19 protein-coding genes are annotated in these 21,441 nt (G+C 59.8%); 13 read left to right on the top strand and 6 right to left on the bottom strand.

From position 1 onward, the window contains the following. Positions 1-40: 40 nt before the first annotated feature. The 5 genes from GOX63_RS04855 (at position 41) to GOX63_RS04835 (ending at position 5,978) form a co-directional block, all read left to right on the top strand. Entirely contained in the window at positions 41-1,285 is a 1,245-nt protein-coding gene (locus GOX63_RS04855; protein ID WP_170325355.1) for a sarcosine oxidase subunit beta family protein, read from the top strand. A 76-nt stretch (positions 1,286-1,361) separates the two neighbouring features. After that, positions 1,362-1,691 (top strand): sarcosine oxidase subunit delta, encoded by a 330-nt coding sequence (locus GOX63_RS04850; RefSeq protein ID WP_170544932.1) that lies wholly within the window; start codon positions 1,362-1,364, stop codon positions 1,689-1,691. Positions 1,692-1,758: 67 nt separating this feature from the next. Continuing rightward, a complete protein-coding gene (locus GOX63_RS04845) occupies positions 1,759-4,788 on the top strand; it encodes a sarcosine oxidase subunit alpha family protein (RefSeq protein ID WP_170325353.1) in 3,030 nt (1,009 codons plus the stop codon). Further along, entirely contained in the window at positions 4,781-5,347 is a 567-nt protein-coding gene (locus GOX63_RS04840; RefSeq protein WP_170544929.1) for a sarcosine oxidase subunit gamma, read from the top strand. The genes GOX63_RS04845 and GOX63_RS04840 overlap by 8 nt, the downstream gene beginning before the upstream one ends. A gap of 214 nt (positions 5,348-5,561) precedes the next feature. Beyond that, entirely contained in the window at positions 5,562-5,978 is a 417-nt protein-coding gene (locus GOX63_RS04835; RefSeq protein ID WP_170544927.1) for a hypothetical protein, read from the top strand. A 68-nt stretch (positions 5,979-6,046) separates the two neighbouring features. Here the strand turns inward: GOX63_RS04835 and GOX63_RS04830 are convergent, their stop codons facing one another. The 3 genes from GOX63_RS04830 to GOX63_RS04820 all read right to left on the bottom strand — a co-directional run bounded on the left by GOX63_RS04830 (position 6,047) and on the right by GOX63_RS04820 (position 7,790). Next, a complete protein-coding gene (locus GOX63_RS04830) occupies positions 6,047-6,478 on the bottom strand; it encodes a hypothetical protein (protein WP_170325350.1) in 432 nt (143 codons plus the stop codon). A 35-nt stretch (positions 6,479-6,513) separates the two neighbouring features. Further along, complete coding sequence (locus GOX63_RS04825; RefSeq protein ID WP_170325349.1) at positions 6,514-6,927, bottom strand: hypothetical protein; 414 nt, start codon at positions 6,925-6,927, stop codon at positions 6,514-6,516. 101 nt (positions 6,928-7,028) lie between these two features. Beyond that, the gene (locus GOX63_RS04820; RefSeq protein ID WP_170325348.1) at positions 7,029-7,790 is read right to left on the bottom strand and encodes an FkbM family methyltransferase; all 762 of its coding nucleotides are present in this window, start codon (positions 7,788-7,790) and stop codon (positions 7,029-7,031) included. Between the two features lie 100 nt (positions 7,791-7,890). Between GOX63_RS04820 and GOX63_RS04815 the strand changes: the two genes are divergently transcribed. Both GOX63_RS04815 and GOX63_RS04810 read left to right on the top strand, forming a co-directional pair. Beyond that, on the top strand, positions 7,891-8,490 hold the full coding sequence (locus GOX63_RS04815; RefSeq protein ID WP_170325347.1) for a superoxide dismutase: 600 nt from the start codon (positions 7,891-7,893) through the stop codon (positions 8,488-8,490). A gap of 324 nt (positions 8,491-8,814) precedes the next feature. Beyond that, a complete protein-coding gene (locus GOX63_RS04810; protein ID WP_170325346.1) occupies positions 8,815-9,264 on the top strand; it encodes a host attachment family protein in 450 nt (149 codons plus the stop codon). Positions 9,265-9,308: 44 nt separating this feature from the next. Here the strand turns inward: GOX63_RS04810 and GOX63_RS04805 are convergent, their stop codons facing one another. Beyond that, on the bottom strand, positions 9,309-9,860 hold the full coding sequence (locus GOX63_RS04805; protein WP_170544924.1) for a TIGR00730 family Rossman fold protein: 552 nt from the start codon (positions 9,858-9,860) through the stop codon (positions 9,309-9,311). A gap of 126 nt (positions 9,861-9,986) precedes the next feature. On the opposite strand from GOX63_RS04805, the gene GOX63_RS04800 reads away from it, so the two are divergent. From GOX63_RS04800 to GOX63_RS04785, 4 genes are all read left to right on the top strand, one after another. Further along, on the top strand, positions 9,987-11,294 hold the full coding sequence (locus GOX63_RS04800) for a LysM peptidoglycan-binding domain-containing protein (RefSeq protein ID WP_170544921.1): 1,308 nt from the start codon (positions 9,987-9,989) through the stop codon (positions 11,292-11,294). 79 nt (positions 11,295-11,373) lie between these two features. Next, the gene (locus GOX63_RS04795; RefSeq protein WP_437436603.1) at positions 11,374-13,179 is read left to right on the top strand and encodes an ABCB family ABC transporter ATP-binding protein/permease; all 1,806 of its coding nucleotides are present in this window, start codon (positions 11,374-11,376) and stop codon (positions 13,177-13,179) included. Between the two features lie 57 nt (positions 13,180-13,236). Continuing rightward, positions 13,237-13,641, top strand: a complete 405-nt coding sequence (locus GOX63_RS04790; protein ID WP_170325342.1) for a DUF2147 domain-containing protein — start codon at positions 13,237-13,239, stop codon at positions 13,639-13,641. 144 nt (positions 13,642-13,785) lie between these two features. Further along, the gene (locus tag GOX63_RS04785; protein ID WP_170325341.1) at positions 13,786-14,109 is read left to right on the top strand and encodes a hypothetical protein; all 324 of its coding nucleotides are present in this window, start codon (positions 13,786-13,788) and stop codon (positions 14,107-14,109) included. Positions 14,110-14,153: 44 nt separating this feature from the next. Here GOX63_RS04785 and GOX63_RS04780 read toward each other — a convergent pair whose 3' ends face one another. Both GOX63_RS04780 and GOX63_RS04775 read right to left on the bottom strand, forming a co-directional pair. Then, entirely contained in the window at positions 14,154-17,927 is a 3,774-nt protein-coding gene (locus GOX63_RS04780; RefSeq protein ID WP_170544918.1) for an efflux RND transporter permease subunit, read from the bottom strand. Continuing rightward, positions 17,924-19,156, bottom strand: a complete 1,233-nt coding sequence (locus GOX63_RS04775; RefSeq protein WP_170325339.1) for an efflux RND transporter periplasmic adaptor subunit — start codon at positions 19,154-19,156, stop codon at positions 17,924-17,926. Before GOX63_RS04775 ends, GOX63_RS04780 begins: the two co-directional genes overlap by 4 nt. A gap of 225 nt (positions 19,157-19,381) precedes the next feature. On the opposite strand from GOX63_RS04775, the gene GOX63_RS04770 reads away from it, so the two are divergent. Both GOX63_RS04770 and GOX63_RS04765 read left to right on the top strand, forming a co-directional pair. Next, positions 19,382-20,053 (top strand): hypothetical protein, encoded by a 672-nt coding sequence (locus GOX63_RS04770; protein ID WP_170325338.1) that lies wholly within the window; start codon positions 19,382-19,384, stop codon positions 20,051-20,053. Positions 20,054-20,092: 39 nt separating this feature from the next. Next, a complete protein-coding gene (locus GOX63_RS04765; protein WP_170544915.1) occupies positions 20,093-21,415 on the top strand; it encodes an outer membrane protein assembly factor BamB family protein in 1,323 nt (440 codons plus the stop codon). The last annotated feature ends 26 nt before the right edge of the window (positions 21,416-21,441 follow it).

Raw genomic sequence — 21,441 nt, 5'->3', positions numbered from 1 at the left:
GGCATATCTGCGCCAATCACCGAACCGGATGGATTCGCTCATGAAACACTACTCAGCCTTTGCTGTGGCGCGGGAGGCCCTGCGCTATCACACCGGGTGGGAGCGCGCGTGGCGCTCGCCCGAACCCAAGAAACGCTATGACGTCATCATCGTTGGCGCTGGCGGACATGGTCTTGCCACCGCCTATTACCTTGGCAAGAATTACGGCATCCAGAACGTCGCCGTCATCGAAAAGGGCTGGCTGGGCGGCGGTAACACCGGCCGGAACACGACCATCATCCGGTCGAACTATCTGCAGGACCCGTCGGCGGCAATCTATGAAAAGGCCCGCAGCCTTTATGAAGATCTGAGCCAGGACCTGAACTATAACGTCATGTTCAGCCCGCGCGGCGTCATGATGCTGGCCCAGACCCAGCACGAAATCCGCGGCTATCAGCGCACGGCGCACGCAAACGCTCTGCAGGGTGTGAAGACCGAATGGATCACGCCCGAGCGTGTGAAACAGCTGGTGCCGATCATCAACCTCGACGGCCCGCGCTATCCGGTTCTGGGTGCGCTGTGGCAGGAACGCGGTGGCACCGCTCGTCACGACGCCGTGGCCTGGGGCTATGCACGCGCGTGTTCGGCTATGGGCATGGACATCATCCAGCAATGCGAAGTCAAAGGCATCCGTTCGGATAACGGTCGGGTTGTCGGAGTGGACACCACCAAAGGTGCCATCGACTGTGACAAGCTGGGCATCGTGGTCGCGGGCCATTCCGGTCAGCTGGCCGAGATGGCAGGCTTCCGTCTGCCTCTGGAGGCGATCGCGCTGCAGGCGCTGGTGTCCGAGCCGATCAAACCCTGCATGGACGTGGTCGTGATGGCCAACACCGTGCACGGCTACATGTCTCAGTCCGACAAGGGTGAGATGGTGATTGGCGGCGGTACCGACGCCTACAACAACTTCACCCAGCGCGGCAGCTTCCACCACATCGAGGAAACCGTCCGCGCACTGGTCGAGACCTTCCCGATGATCTCGCGCCTGAAGATGCTGCGGCAGTGGGGCGGTATCGTGGACATGACCGGCGACCGCTCACCCATCCTGTCGAAAACACCGCTGCAGGGCTGCTTTATCAACGGCGGCTGGGGCACAGGCGGCTTTAAGGCTATCCCGGGGTCCGGCTGGGGCATGGCACAGCTGATGGCCACAGGCCATTCACCGCTGACCGAAGCCTTCTCGCTGGACCGCTTCAAAGAGGGCCGCTTCATCGACGAAAGCGTCGCTGCCGGGGTGGCACACTAAGGGCGCTGCCCGAGGTTGCCACTAACAGAATTCAGGTCGGCCCAAGTGCCGGCCGACCGCCAAAAAGGATGACCATATGCTGATCCTGAATTGCCCGTATTGCGGCGTTGACGCCGAAGAAACCGAACTGGCCGCTGGTGGCGAGGCGCATCTGAAGCGTTTCGGGCCGGGCTCGTCGGATGACGAATTCCACGACTACCTGTTCATGCGTGAAAACCCCAAAGATGTTCACTTTGAACGCTGGCGCCATGCGAATGGCTGCGGCAAGTGGTTTCACGCCGCCCGTTGCACGAACACGCTGGAAGTGTTCGGCACGTACTCGGCCCAAACCACCGAGCCGCCCCAAGAGATCAAGGACGCCATCACCGCCAAACGTCCGGGATGGACATGGAGAGAGTTCTCCTGATGCTTCGTCTTTTCAAAACTACTCCCGCCGGAGGCTTTGATGCTTCCACCTGCGAAAGGTCCGCAACATGAGCACCCGTCTCGCAAAACAGGGCCGGCTGATTAACCGGTCGAAACAGGTCACCTTTACCTTCAACGGCACCTCGATGCAGGGGTACGAGGGCGACACGCTCGCCTCGGCCCTGTTGGCCAACGATCAGATGATGGTGGGCCGGTCGTTCAAATACCACCGTCCGCGCGGCGTTGTCGCCAGCGGTGCCGAAGAGCCGAACGCGCTGGTTGGTCTGGGGCAGGGCAACCGGTTCGAGCCGAACCAGCGCACCACCACGACCGAGCTGTTCAACGGCCTGACCGCGATCTCGCAGAACCACTGGCCGAACCTCGAGTTTGACATCGGCGCGGTGAACACTGCATTCGCGCGCTTCTTGCCCGCTGGTTTCTACTACAAGACGTTCATCCATCCGAAACCGTTCTGGAAACACGTCTACGAGCCGTTCATCCGTCAGTCCGCCGGTCTGGGCAAAGCGCCCGACAAGGACAGCCGCGATGCGGACACCTATGAGCACTTCTACCATTTCACCGATGTTCTGGTGATCGGCGGCGGTGTCGCTGGCCTGCAGGCCGCGAAAGTTGCCGCGCAATCCGGTGCCAAGGTCATGCTGATTGAGCAGACCGCCCATTGGGGTGGCCGTGCTCCGGTTGATGGCGGAACCGTTGATGGCGAGCCTGTGGATAAGTTCGTGGAGCAATTGGTTTCCGAACTCGAAGCCATGGACAACGTCACCATGCGCATCCGCTGTATGGGGGCAGGGGTCTATGACCACGGCTATGTGCTGGGGTATGAGCGCCTGACCGACCACACGCCGGGCGTTCAGGGCCCGCGTCACCGCCTGTGGCGCATCCGCGCCAAGCAGGTTGTGACCGCCACTGGTGCGATCGAACGTCCGCTGTCCTTCGCTGGCAACGATGTGCCCGGCGTGATGCTGGCCGCAGCCATGCGCGATTACGTGGTGAACTGGGGTGTGACCCCGGGTGAACGCGTGATCGTTGCCACCAATAACGACGACGCCTATCGCACCGCGATCACTCTGAAACAGGCCGGCGTAGATGTTCTGCGCATCGTTGATGCACGGACTGCAGCTGGTCCTCTGGCCGAAGAGGCGCGACAGCTTGGCATTCAGGTCGACCCGGGCAAAGCGATCGCCAAGGTCAAGGGCGGCAAGCGCGTCAAGAAGGTCGCGCTGTGCAATCAGGAAGGCATCGGTGGCGCTCGCGAAGAAGTTGAATGCGATGCAGTTGCCATGTCGGGTGGCTGGTCTCCGGTCGTGCACATGTGGTCGCATTGCGGCGGCAAGCTGATCTGGGATGAGGCGAACGCCCATTTCCGCCCCGATCCCGAGCGTCCGCCGCTGGGCGCGAATGGCGAAGGCTTTGTGGTCGCCGCTGGTTCCGCCAACGGTCCGCTGGCGCTAAGTGATGTGTTGGCCGATGCGCAGACCGCAGGTGAAGCTGCCGCCAACGGCGCAGGTTTCACCCCCAAGACGGCTGACGCTCCGAAAGGCGAAACCACGGCTGAGGCCCCGATGGAGCCGGTCTGGCTGATGCCGTCCAATGCCGAGATCAGCCTGCGCATGAAGTCCTGGCTGGACTTCCAGAACGACGTCAAAGTGTCCGACGTCCAACTGGCTGCGCGTGAAGGCTATGAAAGCGTCGAACACACCAAGCGTTACACCACGCTGGGTATGGCAACCGATCAGGGTAAGTTGAGCAACATCAACGGCCTGGCGATCCTTGCTGATGCGTTGGATGCGGAAATTCCCAAGGTGGGCACCACCACGTTCCGTCCGCCCTATACGCCCATCTCGCTGGCGTCGATCGGTGGCGAAGCGCGCGGTGAGGTGTTCCAGCCGATCCGTCAGACACCGATGCACAACTGGCACGACAAGAACGGCGCCGATTGGGAGCCGGTCGGCCACTGGCGCCGGACCTATGCCTATGTCCGTCCCGGTGAATCCGTGCATGACGCCGTGAACCGCGAAGTGAAGAACACCCGCGAAAACCTCGGTCTGCTGGACGCCTCGACGCTGGGTAAGCTGATCGTCAAAGGCCCGGACGCCGGCAAGTTCCTGGACATGCTGTACACCAACATGATGTCCACGCTGAAGGTCGGCAAATGCCGCTATGGCCTGATGTGCTCGGAAAACGGCTTCTTGATCGACGACGGTGTTGTTGCCCGCATCGATGAGGACACCTGGCTGTGCCACACAACCACCGGCGGAGCCGAGCGTATCCATGGTCACATGGAAGAATGGCTGCAGACCGAGTGGTGGGACTGGAAAGTCTATGTCGCCAACGTGACCGAGCAATACGCTCAGGTCGCCGTGGTCGGCCCCAACGCCCGCAAGGTGCTGGAGAAGCTGAACGCGCAAGCGGGCGGTGGCATGGATCTGTCGAAAGAGGCGCTGCCCTTCATGGAATGGCGTGACGGCAAGATCGGTGAGTTCGACGCACGGGCCTATCGCATCTCGTTCTCGGGCGAGTTGTCCTATGAAATCGCGGTTCCCGCGTCTCAGGGTCAGGCGTTCTGGGATGCGCTGATCGCGGCAGGGCAGGAGTTCGGTGTCATGCCTTACGGCACCGAATGTCTGCACATCCTGCGGGCCGAGAAGGGCTTTATCATGATCGGGGACGAGACCGACGGCACCGTGATCCCGCAGGATCTGGGGCTGCACTGGGCGCTCTCGAAAAAGAAAGAGGACTACCTCGGTAAACGCGCCCATTCGCGCACCCATATGGCCGATCCTGAACGCTGGAAACTGGTGGGCCTCGAGACTGTGGATGGTTCTGTCCTGCCGGACGGCGCTTACGCAGTGAGCGACGGCGTCAACGCCAACGGTCAGCGCAACATGATCGGGCGGGTGACCTCGACCTACTATTCGGCCAACCTGGACAAAGGCATCGCCATGGGCCTGATCAAGCACGGTCCCGACCGCATGGGCGAGATCGTCGAGTTCCCGGGCACCGACGGTAAAACCTACAAAGCCAAGATCGTTGACCCGATCTTCTTCGACAAAGACGGGGAGAAGCAGAATGTCTGAACCCATCAGCGCACTGAACCACGCCAGCTATGATGGCATCGTCAAGGTCGAGGAATGCGGCCTGCAGGGGATGATCACCCTGCGCGGCGACCTGTCGGACAAGGTGCTGGCCAAGGCGGTCAAGGATGCAACCGGGCAGAATGTGCCCGGTCAGCGCGAAGCTCTGGTCAATGGCGATACCGGCGTCTGCTGGATGTCCACCGACGAGTTGCTGGTACTGGTGCCTTATGCCGAGGTCGAGGCCAAGCTGGCTGCGATGAACAACGCGCTCAGTGGTACACATGCGCTGGCCGTCAACGTCTCGGACGCGCGCGCCGTGTTCCGTATCTCGGGCGCAAGCGCGCGCGAGGTGATGGGCAAGGTCGCGCCGGTTGAGCTGTCGGCCGAGGCGTTCCAGCCCGGCCAGATCCGCCGCTCGCGTCTGGCCCAGGTGGCGGGCGCGTTCTGGATGGACGATGCCGAAACCTTCCGCGTCGTCTGCTTCCGCTCGGCTGCGGATTACGCGTTCAAACTGTTTAAGGTTGCGGCGCAGCCAGGCAGTGAGGTTGGGGTTTACTAAGCCTTTCCTAAAACAGAAAAGTCACAAGTAACGGCCGTCTTTCCCGAAAAGGCGGCCGTTACTTGTTTTCGAGTTGCACACCCGTCCGACATACTTTTAGTGAAAGTCACAGATGTGGCCTCGTCTTAAAATTGTGTCGAGTTTTAAGGGGCATAAGGCTGCAAACGTTAGTGTTATTTGTATGACTTGAAAGCGTAAGAAGATGAAAAAAGCGATGGCTGCCCTGGCTTTGACCTTGGCCGCAACCACAGCAAAAGCTGAAGTTCTCACCTATGACTGCACCTTACATCGGATGGAGCAGGGATGGATTTCCGAGCGTGTGATCCTGAGCGTTGATGCGGAAAACAAACGGGCACGCGCTTATGATGCATACATTCATCACTATGGTGGTCAGCAGCCCAAGGACGTGCGGTTCAAGACGACGCGCAAAGGCGAATACCGGTTGATGTGGAACATGAAAATTCCCGCGAGCAACGGTGGACTTTTGTCAGTGAACTACACGGCTAAACTGAATCCGGAAAAAAAGCGTCTGGACCTGACTGCAAGGTTCCCGCAGTCGAATGCGCTCAACCGACCCTCGGGCTACGGTGGATGCACCGTACAGTCTGACGAGTCGCTTTACGATTCATAACCTTTATCTGCCTCGGATATCAGCCCGATCAGAACTGATAAGCCCCGTGTCACACGGGGCTTTTTCGCTTATTTAGCGATCAGTGTACATTCCCCGAAAGCCTCAGGTGGATTGGCGATCCAACGTAGAACGAACACACCACGCAGTCTGATGGCCTTGGTCTTCGGATCAATTCGGGCAAAATAGTCCACCCAAAACTCCTGACCGTTCTTGGCCTTGGGCTTGTTCTGCCAGTAAAAGCGGTAATGACCCTTCCGATCGGTTCTGATCCGTGTGGGTTTGAACCCGTAATTTTCCGTTGCGTGATCAGCTCTTAGTGGGTCGGTGTCAATTCTGAATACGTATTGCGGTTCAATCCAGCCACGGCTTTCTTGGTTCTGTATAGCGCATTCATAGATCAGCGGTTCGCCAATTGCCATTTGCGCTGTCATCGTTGCACCGCAAACCAATGGCAGCAACCGTTTCAGCAATGCAGAATGTTGCAGTTTTTTTCGAGCCATACAGGTTACCCTCAGAATTTGGTAACAGAAGGCGATCAGCCCTGTTCCCTCCAGACTGGATCATGCTCAACGATTGCGCAGTTGCCTGTTCCGTACGGTTTGTTTGACGCGCTGACGTTACCGAAGGTGCCCCGCACCTTGACCTTGTTATTGTCCTGATTGAGGTTGGCCTGATACCGCATCCGAATGGCCTGACCTTGCGAACTTTGGAGCGTGACCCGCCAAGTCATTTGGTATGTGCTGTTTTTGCGGGTTATAAGGTCGGCATCTGTCCAGTCGTGATACCCGTTGATGACCTGCGCCTTGCCGGTTTCGGGGTCCAGACGGAAGTAATATTCCGGTGCAATCCAGCCGTCACGGCCTTTGACTTTGCAGTGATAGGTAAGCTCTTCCGCCGCGGCGGATTGGGCGGCGAAGGCCGCAACGAGAAACACTAGGAAACGTTTCATTTTTTCTCTTTTTTTTGAATTGGTTGCTTAACTGGATTGTACAAAAAGGTTCGGAAAACAAGTGGCCTCACACGTTTGACGCGAAGGCGAAATGTCGCGGTCTACCCATGCAGCACAATTGCGCGATACCGCAGCAATTGCTGAGGTTCCAGCATGTCCTCAATACTCAGCGGCTGCCCGGCCTCGTCAAAGATGCCTTTATAAAAGGAAAGGCTTTGTAGCAGTTCGGATGTGTGCTTCAGCCGGTCTAGTTCCGGCAACATCGGCGAATGTAGTGACAGGAACAGAGTGGGGCGCTGCTTTTCCAGCCATTTGGTCAAGGTGGGCAGAACGAAAAACTCAGCCCCTTCGATATCCATCTTGACCAGTGATACGCCCGACAGATCGTTTGCGGCCTCGAACTGATCCCACGCGATGGTCAACGCATCGGAACCATGCGCGCCGTCATGCAGCAGGGAACTGGTGGAATCGCCCGGCTCGCCGCGCACAGAGGCCATGCGGGCCACACCGAACTGATCCGACAGCGCCACCCCAAAGGCCGAGACATTGTGGATGTCGTTCAGTTCCAGATTCCACGCCAGATGCCGGAACGCGGTAGGGTCGGGCTCGAAACACCAGACATGCCGGGCCTTGCGGGCACCGTACAGGACAGTAGGGCCGATCCAGGCGCCGATATCCAGGTAATCGCTGTCCGGTGACAGGTATTTGTCCAGCACGGCGAAGGTTTCCGGCTCCCATGCGCCGGCAGAGGCCTTGCGCCAGAATTTCGAGTGATAGGGGTCCAGACGAAAGGGCTCATTGTTCAGATTGCCCGCATAGTATCCGCGGGCGCGATAGAACATTTTGCGCGCCTGTGTCAGCATCGCCTGCCTCCGGGTTTTATGATCTCTGCCCTTGACCTGCGGCGCTTGCCAAAGCATTTAACCCTTGGGAACCGCAACTTTTATTTTACAGGGGGCCGAGATGGCTTTTGAACTTCCTGATCTTCCTTATGCACATGACGCGCTGGCAGCCAAGGGTATGTCCGCGGAAACGCTGGAATATCACCACGACCTGCACCACAAGGCCTATGTCGACAACGGCAACAAGCTGATCGCCGGCACCGAGTGGGACGGCAAGTCGCTGGAAGAGATCATCGTTGGCACCTACGACGCAAATGCCGTCGCGCAGAATGGCATCTTCAACAACATCAGCCAGCTGTGGAACCACAACCAGTTCTGGGAGATGATGGGCCCCGGTGGCAACGCCATGCCCGGTGAACTGGAAAAGGCTCTGACCGAGAGCTTTGGTTCGGTTGACGAATTCAAATCGCAGTTCAGCGCTGCGGGTGCCGGACAGTTCGGCTCGGGCTGGGCGTGGCTGGTCAAGAACGCGGACGGCTCACTGGCCGTGACCAAGACCGAAAATGGCGTGAACCCGCTGTGCTTCAACCAGACCGCTCTGCTGGGCTGTGATGTATGGGAGCACTCGTACTACATCGATTTCCGCAACAAGCGTCCGGCTTACCTGTCGAACTTCCTCGACAACCTGGTGAACTGGGAAAACGTTGCATCGCGGATGTAATCAATGACCCGATGAGGGGTCATCTAGGGCCTGCTGGCGGTGACGCTGGCAGGCCTTTTTGCTGCAGAACACAGGTTTTGATCGCAGGGCGAGACCCGAAATGTGTGCCGACCTGACAGGACGAAAACCGCCGATGAAGAAAGTTTCATACTGAGACGGGATTGCGTGCCGCCCGGTAGTGCTTACCTTAGGTGAGGCGGAGGGAGAGACCGCCAATCAATTGAAACAAGTTCAGGCAACGCGCCGGATTGCTCTGGTCGCGTCAGGGGGAACCTTTGCCTGAAGAAAATGAGATGGCCGTTTCAGCCATCATAGGAGAGCACGATGGTCGCACTTGAACAGGGAACTTGGGTTGTCATTGCAGATGGGGAAAAGGCGTTGTTTGTCGAGAACATCACCGATGCCGAAGACCCCAATCTGGTTGTTGTCTCGGTCGAAGAACAGGATGGGTCCGCACGCCCGACCGACCGAGCAGGACGGCGTTTCGATGGTGGGCCGAACCAGAAATCGGCGGTTGAAGAGCCAAATTGGAAAACCCATGCGAAATCCCTGTTTGTTCAGGATGTCGCCAATCTGCTGAACCGCAAGGGGCTGAAGGGCGCGTTCAACCGTCTGGTGCTGGTTGCCAGCCCGCATGTTCTGGGCCTTCTGCGGCGCCGTCTACACAGCGAGGTGCTGGCCAAGGTTGTGGCCGAGGTCGACAAGACCCTGACCAATCACCCTATTCACAAGGTTGAAAAGCTGCTGACCAGCCGCCTGACCCCGGCCACTTAGGTGATATCAACATAACGGGCGGTCCAACGCCGCCCGTTCCCCCGTCAGGTTAGGAATTCGCGCAAGGTGGACATTGCGTCCGACGGGTCATCGACCCAGGTGATGAACTCCGCCAGCGATCCGTCGGCAAATCCCTGGCCGATGACCTGCTGCAACAGATCGTGCAGCGCATTCCAATAGCCATCCACATTCATCACCAGAATGGGCTTTTCGTGCAGGCCCAGCTGACGCCATGTCAGGGCCTCGAACAGTTCGTCCAGCGATCCCGGGCCGCCGGGCAGGACCACCACCGCGTCCGCATTCATGATCATGACCTTTTTGCGCTCGTGCATCGTTTCGGTGACAACGAAACGAGTCAGATCGGTTTTGCCGACCTCGCGCCGCAGCAGGTGAACAGGGATCACGCCGAACGTGTCACCCCCCGCGGATTGGGCAGCGCGCGCGACTTCGCCCATCAGGCCCACATCCCCGGCGCCATAGACCAGACGCCAGCCTTCTTGCGCCAGCAGGGTCCCGAAGGTATTGGCGGCCTCGGAATAAGCGGAATTGGCGCCATTGCGTGACCCGCAATACACACAAACAGATTTCTGAGTCATCGTGAACGCTCTCCGGGGTTGTGTCGAGGGTTTTGACCCCTGATAGCGGGATTGATAGATTGGCTCAACCGTCAGGCAGAATGTGTTATAGTCAAAGCACTTGCACTGCGGAGTGAAGGGAAAAGAATGAACGCCGAGTCGGGAAACGGAAGCTCTGGTAGCGTCGTCTGGGGGGTGATCGCCGGTATCGTAGTAGTAGTTGGAGCGGGCGGGTTGTTCTTGTCCCGTATGGGTGCAGACGCGCCCGAAGAGCCAGCGCCGCAGGTCGAGGTTGCAGTTCAGAGCACCGAAGACGACACTCCGGATGAGCCTGTCGCACAAGAGCCCGAGGCTGAAGCGCCCGCAGCCGAAGCGTCTACTGCTGAACAGGAGGACACGGCCGAGGCCGCACCGCCTGTCACCCCTTCTCTGGATCAAATATTTGTCGAACCGGACGGCAATGCAGTTCTGTCCGGCTCAGCAGAACCCGGTGCCGAGGTGAACGTGCTGTTGGATGGTGAGCCGGTCCACAGTTTCACGGTCGACCCCAGCGGCCAGTTCGCCGAATTCCTGTCGATCCCGTTTGCTGACACCGCACGCGGCCTGACGCTGCAAACGCAGGGCGATGAGCCGGTGCGCTCGGACGACTATGTCATCGCGGCTCTGCCAGAGCCGGAACCGGTGGCAGAGCCCACAGCCCCCGCCGAAACAGCGGAAAATGAAACTACCCAGCCGGAGAACGCGGAAACGGAAAACGTGGCAGCAGCCGAAACAGCTGACGTGGCTGAGCCGATTGAAACAACCGATGCGCCTGAACCTGGTGAAACAGCCGACGTCTCCGAATCCGAGGCTGAGGCTGAACAATCGGCGCAAGCGGCGGGTGAAGACGCTCAGGCCCAAGGTGTCGCTATCCTGCGGTCGGGTGAGGACGGCGTCGAACTGGTACAGGCACCAACTGCACAACCGAAAGAACCGGATCAGGTTGCTCTGGACACGATCGGCTATTCCGATGCCGGCGATGTCGAGCTGACGGGCCGGGTGCCGGATGGATCGGTTGTACGGCTGTATCTGGACAACCGGCTGGTGGACGACCTGACCCCCGCCGATGACGGAAAATGGCGAAGTGAGCTGGATGGTATCGAGCCCGGCGTCTATACCCTGCGCGTGGATGAGGTCGGCGCCGATGGAACAGTGATGAGCCGCCTTGAAACCCCGTTCAAACGCGAGCCGCAAGAGGTCCTGCGCGCGGCTGAGGCAACCGACGAGCCGGAACTGGATCCCGATACGCCTCCGATCCGCTCGGTGACCGTGCAGGAGGGTGACACGCTCTGGGCCATTTCCCGCGAACGGTTCGGCGACGGTGTTTTGTATGTGAGGCTGTTCGAAGCCAACCGGGATTCGATCCGCGATCCTGACCTGATTTATCCCGGTCAGATCTTCACGATCCCTGAATAAACCTTTTGCCTCTGGCCCTTTCCGGGCTAGGGGCTATCTCTGACCGCAGATCAGGTACGTGATGAGACGAACAGCCCCGATGCATTCCGACGACATGCCCAAAACAGACGAGCGCCGCTCCGGCTGGCGCACGATCCGCAAGGTTGCGCCATATCTCTGGCCCGAGGATGAGCCCTGGGTCAAACGCCGCGTGGTTCTGGCGCTTGGTATGCTGGTGCTGGCCAAGCTGATCGCTGTCTACACTCCGATCCTGTACAAAGGCGCGGTTGACGCTCTGGCTGGTGAGGGCGTGCCGCCGCTGGCATTGGGCGCTGTTGGCCTGACCGTTGCCTATGGCGTGGCGCGGATGATGACCGTGGGCTTTCAGCAGTTGCGCGATGCGGCCTTTGCGCCGGTGGGCCAACGCGCCTTGCGGGCGCTGGCCTTGGAGACGTTTCAGCACATCCACCAACTCTCCATGCGCTACCACGTGACGCGCCGCACCGGGGGCCTCAGCCGGATCATCGAACGCGGCGTGAAAGGCGTGGAATTCCTGCTGCGCTTCCTGCTGTTCTCGATCGGGCCGCTGATCCTGGAACTGCTGCTTGTGGCAATCATCCTGATGTGGCTGTTCGATGTCTGGTATCTGGTCGTAGTGGCGGTGACCATCGGGTTTTATATCTGGTTCACCTTCGCCGTCACCGAATGGCGCGTGAAGCTGCGGCGCGAGATGAACGATCAGGACACCGAGGCCAACCAACGTGCCATCGACAGCCTGCTGAACTTTGAAACCGTTAAGTATTTCAACGCCGAACAACGCGAAGCTGCGCGCTATGACGTGTCGATGAAGGCCTATGCAGGGGCGGCTTTGAAAACGGCCTATTCGTTGGCCTTCCTGAACTTTGGCCAGTCTTTTCTGATCACCTGCGGGCTGATCGGGGTGATGGTTCTGGCTGCCATCGGGGTTCAGAATGGCTCGCTGACCGTGGGCGATTTCGTCATGGTCAACGCCTACATGATCCAGATCACCGTGCCGTTGAACTTTTTGGGGACGGTCTACCGGGAAATCCGCCAGTCTTTGGTGGATATGGGGCAAATGTTCGACCTGTTGGAGCAACCTGCCGAAGTCACAGACAAACCTGACGCGCCGGATCTTGCAGTCAATGGCGGAGAGGTCACGCTGGAGAATGTCCATTTCGGCTATGACGCGGATCGGGAAATCCTGAAAGGCGTGTCGCTGACCGTGCCAGCGGGCCAGACGGTGGCTATCGTCGGGGCGACGGGCTCGGGCAAGTCCACCATCGGGCGGCTGTTGTTCCGGTTCTACGATGTGACCGGCGGGGCGCTGAAGATCGACGGGCAGGACGTACGCGACGTGACGCAGAACAGCCTGCATTCCGCGATTGGCGTGGTGCCACAGGACACGGTGCTATTCAACGACACCATCCGCTATAACATCGCCTATGGCCGAGATGGCGCCTCGCAGGAAGAGGTCGAGGCCGCCGCGAAAGCCGCCCAGATTCACGACTTCATCGTCACGCTGCCCGAGGGGTATGACACCAAGGTCGGCGAACGTGGGCTTAAGCTGTCTGGTGGCGAAAAGCAACGGGTCGGCATTGCCCGAACCTTGCTCAAGAACCCACCGATCCTGTTGCTGGACGAGGCGACCTCGGCGCTGGATACCGATACCGAGCAGGACATCAAGGACGCGCTGGCGCGGGCCGGGGAAGGGCGCACCGTGCTGACCATTGCGCACCGTCTCAGCACCATCGCCGAGGCTGACCGCATCGTCGTGCTGGAACAGGGCGAAATCCTTGAACAGGGCACCCATGACGAATTGCTGCAACGCGAAGGCCGCTATGCGCAGTTGTGGAGCCGTCAGCAATCGGACGCACAGGCTGCCTGACCTGCACTGCGCGCGTCCACGGATGTGCTATGATGGCCGGATATAGGAGGAGGTGTGATGCGAAAACTCGTTCAACCTGCATTAATCGCAGCCGCGCTCGCCCTGTTGACGCCAGCCCTTGCGGCGGCTGATCCCATCGTGGGTGTCTGGAAAACCGAGCCGGACCGGAAGAACCTGATCTCTCATATCAAGATATCGGCCTGCGGAGACAAATTCTGCGGTCAGATCCAGTCAGCTTATGACAAATCCGGTAAAGAGGTGCAGACCCCGAATATCGGCAAGAAGCTGTTTTGGGATGTGGGCAGTGAAGGGGGCGGCAAATATGGCGGCGGGGATTTCTGGATTCCGATGGTCAATGTGGATGTCGTGCCGCAAATGACGCTGAATGGGGATACCCTGCGCGTACGCGGCTGCGACCACGCCATATGCGGGCACCAGACGTGGACCCGTTTGTCCAAGTAAAAGTAAGGACTCGGTTGCTGGAATGTGAATTCTTTCAGTGACCGGCTTGATCGCAGACGATTGTCGTTTGCCCAATGGCGTCTTCCGGTTATGACCGGTAGCACCAATCGTTTCGTGTTGGAAAACAAATCAGGGAAACACCAAATGAAGAAGTTGTTTGCTGCGCCGTTTGTTCTGGCGTCGCTTTTTGCCTCGACCGCATCTGCCGAGGATCTTGTATTTCTGCTGGCCAATGAAAGCAGCGTCGATCTTGTTGAATTCAACGTCTCTCCAAGCTCGTCGGACAATTGGGAATCGAACTTGCTCGGCGGTGATTACATTGCACCGGGGTACGAGGCGGACGTTCTGATTGCTGACGGACTGCAAACCTGCGTCTACGACATTCGTGGCGGGTTTTCTGATGGATCCTCTGCCGAAGATTTTGGCTTGGATCTTTGCGAGCTGGGCGAATACGTCTTTACCGATTAAGACGGTTTAACGTGAAAATGGCGAGCCTTTAGGCTCGCCATTTTTTATTCAGCGGCTTTTAGTGGCGTCCCCGGCGGACGTTCCGGCTTTTTGACGTCCGTGGGCGCCGGTTCCGTTTCATCGCTCCAGACAACTTCGGTCGCCTGTGCTTGTCGCGCAGCCTTGCCGATGGCCATGTCCTGCGCCACCTGGCTGGAGCGTCCGGACGTGACGCGCGCCAGAAGCTTGCCCAGCCACACCAGGTAGGTTGCGACCCACACCCGCAGCGCCAGGAACGAGGGCGTCACGATCAGTGTCAGAACGGTTGCGATACCCAGTCCGAACACAACGGCGGTGGCCAGCTGTTTCCACCACAGAGCCGTCGGGCTGTTGATCGAATAGCCGCCATTGATGAAGTCCAGCGACAGGCCGAACATCATTGGCGTCAGACCGGCCATCGTGGTCAGGGTGGTCAGCAGAACCGGACGAATACGCGCCTCGGCGGTGCGGACGATCGCCTCGATCCGGGGCATGTAGCGGCTATATTCCTGATAGGTGTCGATCAGAACGATGTTGTTGTTCACCACGATCCCTGCCAGCGCCACGATGCCCGTACCGGTCATGATGATCGAGAAGGGCTGCTGCATGATAATCATCCCGATCAGCACCCCGGTGGTCGACAGCACGACCGCCAGCAGCACCAGCACCGAGTTATAGAGCGAGTTGAACTGCGCCAGCAGGATCACGAACATCAGCCCCAGCGCGCCCAGGAATGCGCTTTGCAGGAAAGCTCCGGATTCCTCCTGATCCTCCTGATCGCCAGTCCATTCCCAGCTGATCGCGGTCGAGAACGGCTCGGTGTTCAGCCATTCGGTCAGCACTGCAATCCGCTCGTTCGGATTGACCAGAGCAAATCTGGCCTCGCCGTCTTCGATTGCTGCGTGCAGGTCGTCGATGCTGTTGGCTCCGGTCAACTGGAACAGCTCGTATACTGTGCCGTCCGGTTTGGTGACGGTTGCCCCGCTGGGATCGACGCCTTCTTCGACGGCTCGCACAACGGCCAGACGTTGCTCGGATCCGTCCGGACCATCGACAACCACTTTGGACAGGCCCGGCTCGACATCCGCCTTCACGTCGTAATACCGCTGCTGATCGATCCGGTTGATCTCGGCCAGTTTGGCCACCGGCTGGCGGGTCACGAAGTTCGACAGCGGCACCAGCCCGTCGGGCGTGCGCACCTTGAGCGTGTCGAGCGTGGACAGTACCCGGTCTTCCTCGGGCAGGCGGACGCGGATTTCGACTTCTTCATCGGTGCTGTCGGGGCGCATTTCGCCCAGTAGAATGCCGCGCGTGACAAGTTGCACCATCGCGCCGACGGTGGCGACGTCGGCACCGAACCGACCGGCTTTGGCAACGTCCACGTCGATCTGCCAGTCAATGCCGGGCAGGGGCATGGTGTCTTCGACCTTGATCAGGCCCGGCGTCTCATCGAACACAGCACGCGCAGATTGGGCGGCTGCGGTCAGTTCCTCCCAGCCGTCACCCTTGATGCGCAGATGCACCGGCTTGGCTGCCGCGGGGCCTTGTTCCAGAGGAAGGATTTCGACGATGAAACCGGGCAGTTTGGCGAGCTCCACGTTCAACTCGTCCAGAACGAAATCACCGTCATATTCCGGTGCGATGATTTCGCGATCGAACAGCCCGAACAGCGCGGGTTCGGTCTGCTTGGGCCGGTCTTCCCACGGAGTGATTTCGAACTGCACACGGCCCACGGTATCGGCAGGCGCCTGTGCGCCACCGTTGTTCTGGTTCAGGCCCCCTTCGCCGGCAAAGGAGAACACGTTGGTCACGGCCGGGTGCGCGCTGATCACCTCTTCGGCGGCCAGAACCATCGTGTCTTTTTCCTGCAGCGACAGGTTGCCCCGCGCGCGGACATAGGCGGTGGCCTGTTCCGGTTCGGTTTCGACGAAGAACTCGACGCCACGGTTGTTGTTTATGAAATAGGTCATCACCCCCATGACGCTGAGCGCCACGACAGCAATCGAAACCACGGGCATGATCGGGTTACCGACCAGGAATTTGACCACGTAACCGAACCAGCTGTGTTCGCGCGCGGTATGGACGCGCTCTTCGTGGTGGCGCTCGATCTTGGAGGCGCTCAGGGTCACCGATCCGGCAAAGCCGCCTGCGATGAACAGAAGCGCACCCGCAACCACGCCCCCGGGCAGAAGGTAGTCCGGGTTCAGCATCTGCATGGCACCAAGGAAGATCATGTAGAGCGACGGGGGAACCAAGATCGCGCGCACCCACCATGGGGCAACACTCCGCAGCCAGTTCGAGGTGCGGTCGAAGGTCCGGCTGAGGCGACCCGAGACACCGCCCACGACGGGCAGGTAGATCAGCGCGACGATCAGCGACGAGGACAGTACGAAGATCAGCGTGATCGGCAACATCTTCATGAACTCACCGGGCACACCCGGCCAGAACAGCATCGGCAGGAAGGCGCACAGCGTCGTCGCGGTGGACGACACGATGGGCCAGAACATCCGCTGCGCCGCCTCGACATAGGCGTGCATCGGGCCGATGCCTTCCTTGATACGTTTGTCGGCGTATTCCACCACCACGATGGCTCCGTCGACCAGCATCCCCACGGCAAGGATCAGCCCGAACATCACCATGTTCGAGATGCTGACACCCATGATGGCAAGAAACGCAAAGCTCAGCAGGAACGAGGTCGGGATCGCAAAGCCCACCAGCAGCGCCGCGCGGGTGCCCAGCGAGGCCAGAACCACGATCATCACCAGCGCGATCGCGGTCAGGACCGAGCCCTCAAGCTGACGCACCATCGAGTCGACGATACGGCTCTGGTCGTTCGAGGTGCCGACATCAACGGCGGCACGCAGCTCGGATGGCCATTTCTCCTGTGCGGCGGCCAGTGCCTGTTTCACCTGCGCCACGGTGTCGATCAGGTTGAAACCTTTGCGTTTGACCACCTGCAACGCCACGGTGGATTCGCCGTCGAACCGGGCGGTGCCTTCGCGGTCTTCGAAGGTGTAGTTGATCTGCGCCAGCTCACCCATCGTCACGACACGGTCGCCATTGACCTTGACGGGCAGGCTGTAAACATCCTCGGCGGTTTTAAACGAGGACGGAATCTTGACCGAGAAGGTGCCCTGCGCGGTGTCCACCTCGCCTGCGGCGATCAGTTGGTTGTTGTTCTGCACGACGCTGATCAACTCATCCGCCGATACGTCGTAGGCCTCAAGCCGCAGCGGGTCGATGATGACCTCTAGCAGTTCATCGCGATTGCCCGCGATCCCGGCCTCAAGCACCGAATCCAGTGCTTCCAGATCGTCCTGCAAGTCTTTGGCAATGCGGGCCATCGTGCGTTCGGGCACGGCGCCAGTCAGGTTGACGATGACGATGGGGAATTCGGAAAAGTTGATTTCGAACAGCGAATATTGCTCGGCCCCTTCCGGGAAATCGGCCTGTGCGCTGTTCATTGCATCACGCACATCCGCCATGATAGCGGTCTTGTCCCAGCCAAAGTCAAACTCGAGCGCGATACCGGCATAGCCTTCGGCGGCAGTGGCGGTCATCTCTTTCAGACCGTCCAGATCCGCCAGCTCGGTTTCCATTGGCTTGATCAGCAGGTTTTCCGAATCCTCGGCGGAAATGCCGGGAAACTGGACCGAGACGAACAGAGCCGGGATTTCGATGTCCGGCTCGCCTTCCTTGGGCAGGCTGACATAGGCGAACCCGCCGACAACCAGCGAGATCGCGATGAAGGCCAAAACCATGCGGGCCCTGTCGGCGGCCCATCCTACCAAACCTGTCATTGTGCAGCTTCCCGATAGGTGGGCTTAACGATGACGCCCTGTGTCACGAACTCCTGCCCGACAACGATGACATCCGCAGTTTCCGGCAGCCCGTCGACCCAGACGCCCTCGGCCGTGTCACGCAGCAGGCGGATCGGCATAAAGCCGACAATGTTTTCGGCGCCTACGGTGCGGACGCCAACCTGACCTTCGTTGTTCAGTGTCAGGGCGGATTGCGGCAGAAGATGCGCTTTTGCCCCTTCGGCCGAAATGCGGATATCGGCAGTTTGACCGTCGCGAATGTTGAGCTCTGGATTGGGTACAGTGATCTCAACCTCGAATGTGCGGGTGGTTTCATCCGCCGACCGGCTCAGGAATGTGACACGACCAGCGACCTGAAGACCGGTAACAAGCTGCGCCGAGGCTTCTGAGCCGACAAGGATCTTGTTTACATCGACCTCGGGCACGAACCCGACCAGCTTGATCGGGTCCAGCTGAATGACAGTGGCACAGAGCGAGCCGGGCTGCATCAGGCTGCCCAATTCGGCGGTGTCGCTTTCCAGCAGCCCTTTGAAGGGGGCTTCGATGGTCTGGCGGTCGATCTCGCGCTGGGCGGCCTTGACCTCGGCGATGGCGGCTTCGATCCCGGCGCGGGTGGCTTCCAGACCGGCCTCGGCGGTCTTTACGCCGGCTTCGGCCGAACGCATCGCGGCCTCGCTTGAAATCCGGCGGGTTTCCGAGCCGAACCCGGTTTCCGACAGTTTCTGAGCTGCTGTCAGATTGATCTGCGCTTCGGCAACCAGAGCGTGCGCTTCTTCCAGGCGCGCCTCGGCCTCAGGAATACGGCTTTCGGCTTCAAGCCGGGCGGCTTCGGCCTCGGCTAGGCTGGCAGGGCGGGTGCCGGGGTCCAGTTCACACAGCAGATCACCGGCCTCAACAAAGGTGCCTCTGCGCTTGGGTTCCGAAATCACGGTCGAGGTGGTTTCGGCCAGAACTTCAACCTGACGGTTGGCCTTGGTTTGCCCGCGCAACAACACGGCGCTGTCAATTTCTCGTGCTGCGGACCGCAAGACAACAACGCCAATGGCGTTCTGGTCTGACGTCGCGTTGGCTGCGGATTCCGCGTTTGACGAAGCGTCAGTCTCAGAGTCGCCACGACCGGCGAAAGCAAACAACGCGTCCCTTTCGAAGACCAAAAAGAACAGTGCGGCAATCACCAAAAGCGCATTCACGAATGAAATCAAACGCATACAAAGATTCTCCCAGAATTCGTCGCCGATTGTCCTTCGGCGTGTATGCCTGAAAATGGGGTCAGACATGCACCATTTCTACACTAAACTGGATAGTTCGGTTCACTTTTTTCTGCAAGGGCAGTGCATCGCGGTGAAAATGTCCGAATTCCGGCCCTTGGCTTGGCAAAGGCGGCGGGGTATGACATGGCGCCATATGAACAGGTTACAGCCCGGGGAGCAGGGATGAGCGACACCGACAGTTTTATTGATGAGGTGACCGAAGAGGTCCGCCGCGACCGTCTGTTCCTGCTACTGCGCCGCTGGGGTTGGGTCGGTGTTCTGGCCGTGGTCCTGATCGTAGGCGGTGCCGCCTTCAACGAGATTCGCAAAGCCCGGACCACCAGCGCGGCGGAAAAGCTGGGGGACGAGATTCTGAGCGCGCTGACGCAGAATGACTCGGCGGAACGTGCGGCCAGCTTGGCCAGCATCGATGCGGCCACGCCCGGCGGCGATGCTGTTCTGAACCTGCTGCTGTCCTCGTCGCAGATCGAGGCTGGATCACGCGAAGACGCTGTGAACAGTCTGAATGCCGTCGCCGTTCAGGGCGACCTTCCCGAGATCTACCGCGCCATTGCCGCCTTCAAGGCGCTGCTGTTGCAAAGCGACACCCTGCCGGTCGCCGACCGCCGCCAGCAGTTCGAAGCTCTGGCCGCACCGGGCGCACCCCTGCGGTTGCTGGCCGAGGAGCAGCTGGCTCTGATCGACATTTCCGAGGGCAACACCGATGCGGCGATCGAGCGGCTGCAGGCGATGCGTCAGGACGCAGAGATCGGCGTAGACCTTCAGCAACGTGCCGCACAATTGATTGTCGCGCTTGGCGGCGAACCGGAACCGTTGGTGGCCCAGCAGGGCTGATACGGCGGCAAAAAGAATGACAGGCGAGTTCGGAGCATCATGGTGACAAGTCTTTTCTCCCGCATTGGATTGTCGGTTGCGGCACTATCTCTGACGGCGCTAGCTGCCTGTGAAGAGCCTGAGGTCATTCTGCCTGGCGAGCGCGAGGATATCCGTCCAGCATCGGATACTGAGACCACTGAAACCCGAGGTTCGAAACCGATCAGCCTGCCGGCGCAAAAGGCGAATGCCAACTGGTCGCAAAGCGCCGGAACGCCGGCTTACCGCACCACCAATGCGGCCCTGCGTGCAACACCCCAGCGCATCTGGTCCACCTCGATTGGCGACGGAGATTCGCGCAAGCGGCGCATCACCGCCGAGCCTGTCGTTGCAGGTGGCCTGATCTATACGCTGGATTCCGGCGCGACCGTCTCGGCGGTTACCCCGCAGGGGCAGGTGGCGTGGAACACGAACCTTATCCCCGTGAACGACGGGGATTCGGATGCGACGGGTGGCGGACTGGCCTATGCCAATGGTGTTCTCTACGTGTCGTCCGGCTTTGGGCGGCTCACGGCGCTGGATGCGAAGTCCGGCGCAATCAAGTGGCAGAAACGCCTGAACGCGACTGGCAGCGGCGCACCGCTGGTCAATGACGGTCTGTTGTATCTGGTTGCGGGTGACGAAACCGGCTGGGCCGTGAATACCAAGGATGGCCGCATCGCCTGGCAGATTCAGGGTACGCCGAGCGTCGGCAATGTGCTTGGTGCCCCGGCTCCGGTCATTGCGTCCGAGTTTGCGGTGTTTGCTTTCGGCTCGGGTGACGTGGCTGCGACCTTCCGCAAGGGCGGCATCCGGCGTTGGAATGCGTCAGTTGCAGGCGGGCGCCGTGGGCGTGCTGCGGCGCAGATCGTGGACGTAACCGGCGGCCCGATGGTCGTTGGTGACAAAATTTATATCGGTAACCACTCGGGCCGGACCGTGGCATTCGACGCGGGCTCGGGCGAGCGGATCTGGACTGCGGGTGAAGGTGCGGTTGATACGGTCTGGCCTGCAGGCAACAGCCTGTTCCTAATCAGCGACCGCAGCCAGCTGGTCCGGCTGAACATCGCGGACGGCTCGATCGTTTGGGCGCAGGACCTGCCGGGCTTCGTCAAGGACAAGCCGAAACGTCGCGGTCCGATCGTTGCCCATTATGGTCCGATTTTGGCGGGTGGCCGCATTGTGGTCGCCTCGAATGACGGTTACCTGCGGTTCTTCAACCCTGTGGACGGGACGCTGGTGAACAGAGTCGAGGTGCCCGGTGGCGCCACCACGGCGCCCGTTGTGGCGGGGCAGACGTTGTACGTCGTATCGACCAAAGGTGAACTGCACGCTTTCCGTTGACGACAAGATGCGTTAAAGGGCGCGTC

Source organism: Ruegeria arenilitoris (assembly GCF_013031355.1).
Lineage (GTDB): Bacteria > Pseudomonadota > Alphaproteobacteria > Rhodobacterales > Rhodobacteraceae > Ruegeria > Ruegeria arenilitoris_C.
Note: the sequence above shows the minus strand (reverse complement) of the source record. Positions and strands in the feature narration are given on the sequence as shown.

What these genes read in the sequence shown, in the direction of transcription:
- GOX63_RS04855 (WP_170325355.1), top strand. Translation starts at nt 41, where the DNA reads ATGAAACACTACTCAGCCTTTGCTGTGGCGCGGGAGGCCCTGCGCTAT.
- GOX63_RS04850 (WP_170544932.1), top strand. Translation starts at nt 1,362, where the DNA reads ATGCTGATCCTGAATTGCCCGTATTGCGGCGTTGACGCCGAAGAAACC.
- GOX63_RS04845 (WP_170325353.1), top strand. Translation starts at nt 1,759, where the DNA reads ATGAGCACCCGTCTCGCAAAACAGGGCCGGCTGATTAACCGGTCGAAA.
- GOX63_RS04840 (WP_170544929.1), top strand. Translation starts at nt 4,781, where the DNA reads ATGTCTGAACCCATCAGCGCACTGAACCACGCCAGCTATGATGGCATC.
- GOX63_RS04835 (WP_170544927.1), top strand. Translation starts at nt 5,562, where the DNA reads ATGGCTGCCCTGGCTTTGACCTTGGCCGCAACCACAGCAAAAGCTGAA.
- GOX63_RS04830 (WP_170325350.1), bottom strand. Translation starts at nt 6,478, where the DNA reads ATGGCTCGAAAAAAACTGCAACATTCTGCATTGCTGAAACGGTTGCTG.
- GOX63_RS04825 (WP_170325349.1), bottom strand. Translation starts at nt 6,927, where the DNA reads ATGAAACGTTTCCTAGTGTTTCTCGTTGCGGCCTTCGCCGCCCAATCC.
- GOX63_RS04820 (WP_170325348.1), bottom strand. Translation starts at nt 7,790, where the DNA reads ATGCTGACACAGGCGCGCAAAATGTTCTATCGCGCCCGCGGATACTAT.
- GOX63_RS04815 (WP_170325347.1), top strand. Translation starts at nt 7,891, where the DNA reads ATGGCTTTTGAACTTCCTGATCTTCCTTATGCACATGACGCGCTGGCA.
- GOX63_RS04810 (WP_170325346.1), top strand. Translation starts at nt 8,815, where the DNA reads ATGGTCGCACTTGAACAGGGAACTTGGGTTGTCATTGCAGATGGGGAA.
- GOX63_RS04805 (WP_170544924.1), bottom strand. Translation starts at nt 9,860, where the DNA reads ATGACTCAGAAATCTGTTTGTGTGTATTGCGGGTCACGCAATGGCGCC.
- GOX63_RS04800 (WP_170544921.1), top strand. Translation starts at nt 9,987, where the DNA reads ATGAACGCCGAGTCGGGAAACGGAAGCTCTGGTAGCGTCGTCTGGGGG.
- GOX63_RS04795 (WP_437436603.1), top strand. Translation starts at nt 11,374, where the DNA reads ATGCATTCCGACGACATGCCCAAAACAGACGAGCGCCGCTCCGGCTGG.
- GOX63_RS04790 (WP_170325342.1), top strand. Translation starts at nt 13,237, where the DNA reads ATGCGAAAACTCGTTCAACCTGCATTAATCGCAGCCGCGCTCGCCCTG.
- GOX63_RS04785 (WP_170325341.1), top strand. Translation starts at nt 13,786, where the DNA reads ATGAAGAAGTTGTTTGCTGCGCCGTTTGTTCTGGCGTCGCTTTTTGCC.
- GOX63_RS04780 (WP_170544918.1), bottom strand. Translation starts at nt 17,927, where the DNA reads ATGACAGGTTTGGTAGGATGGGCCGCCGACAGGGCCCGCATGGTTTTG.
- GOX63_RS04775 (WP_170325339.1), bottom strand. Translation starts at nt 19,156, where the DNA reads ATGCGTTTGATTTCATTCGTGAATGCGCTTTTGGTGATTGCCGCACTG.
- GOX63_RS04770 (WP_170325338.1), top strand. Translation starts at nt 19,382, where the DNA reads ATGAGCGACACCGACAGTTTTATTGATGAGGTGACCGAAGAGGTCCGC.
- GOX63_RS04765 (WP_170544915.1), top strand. Translation starts at nt 20,093, where the DNA reads ATGGTGACAAGTCTTTTCTCCCGCATTGGATTGTCGGTTGCGGCACTA.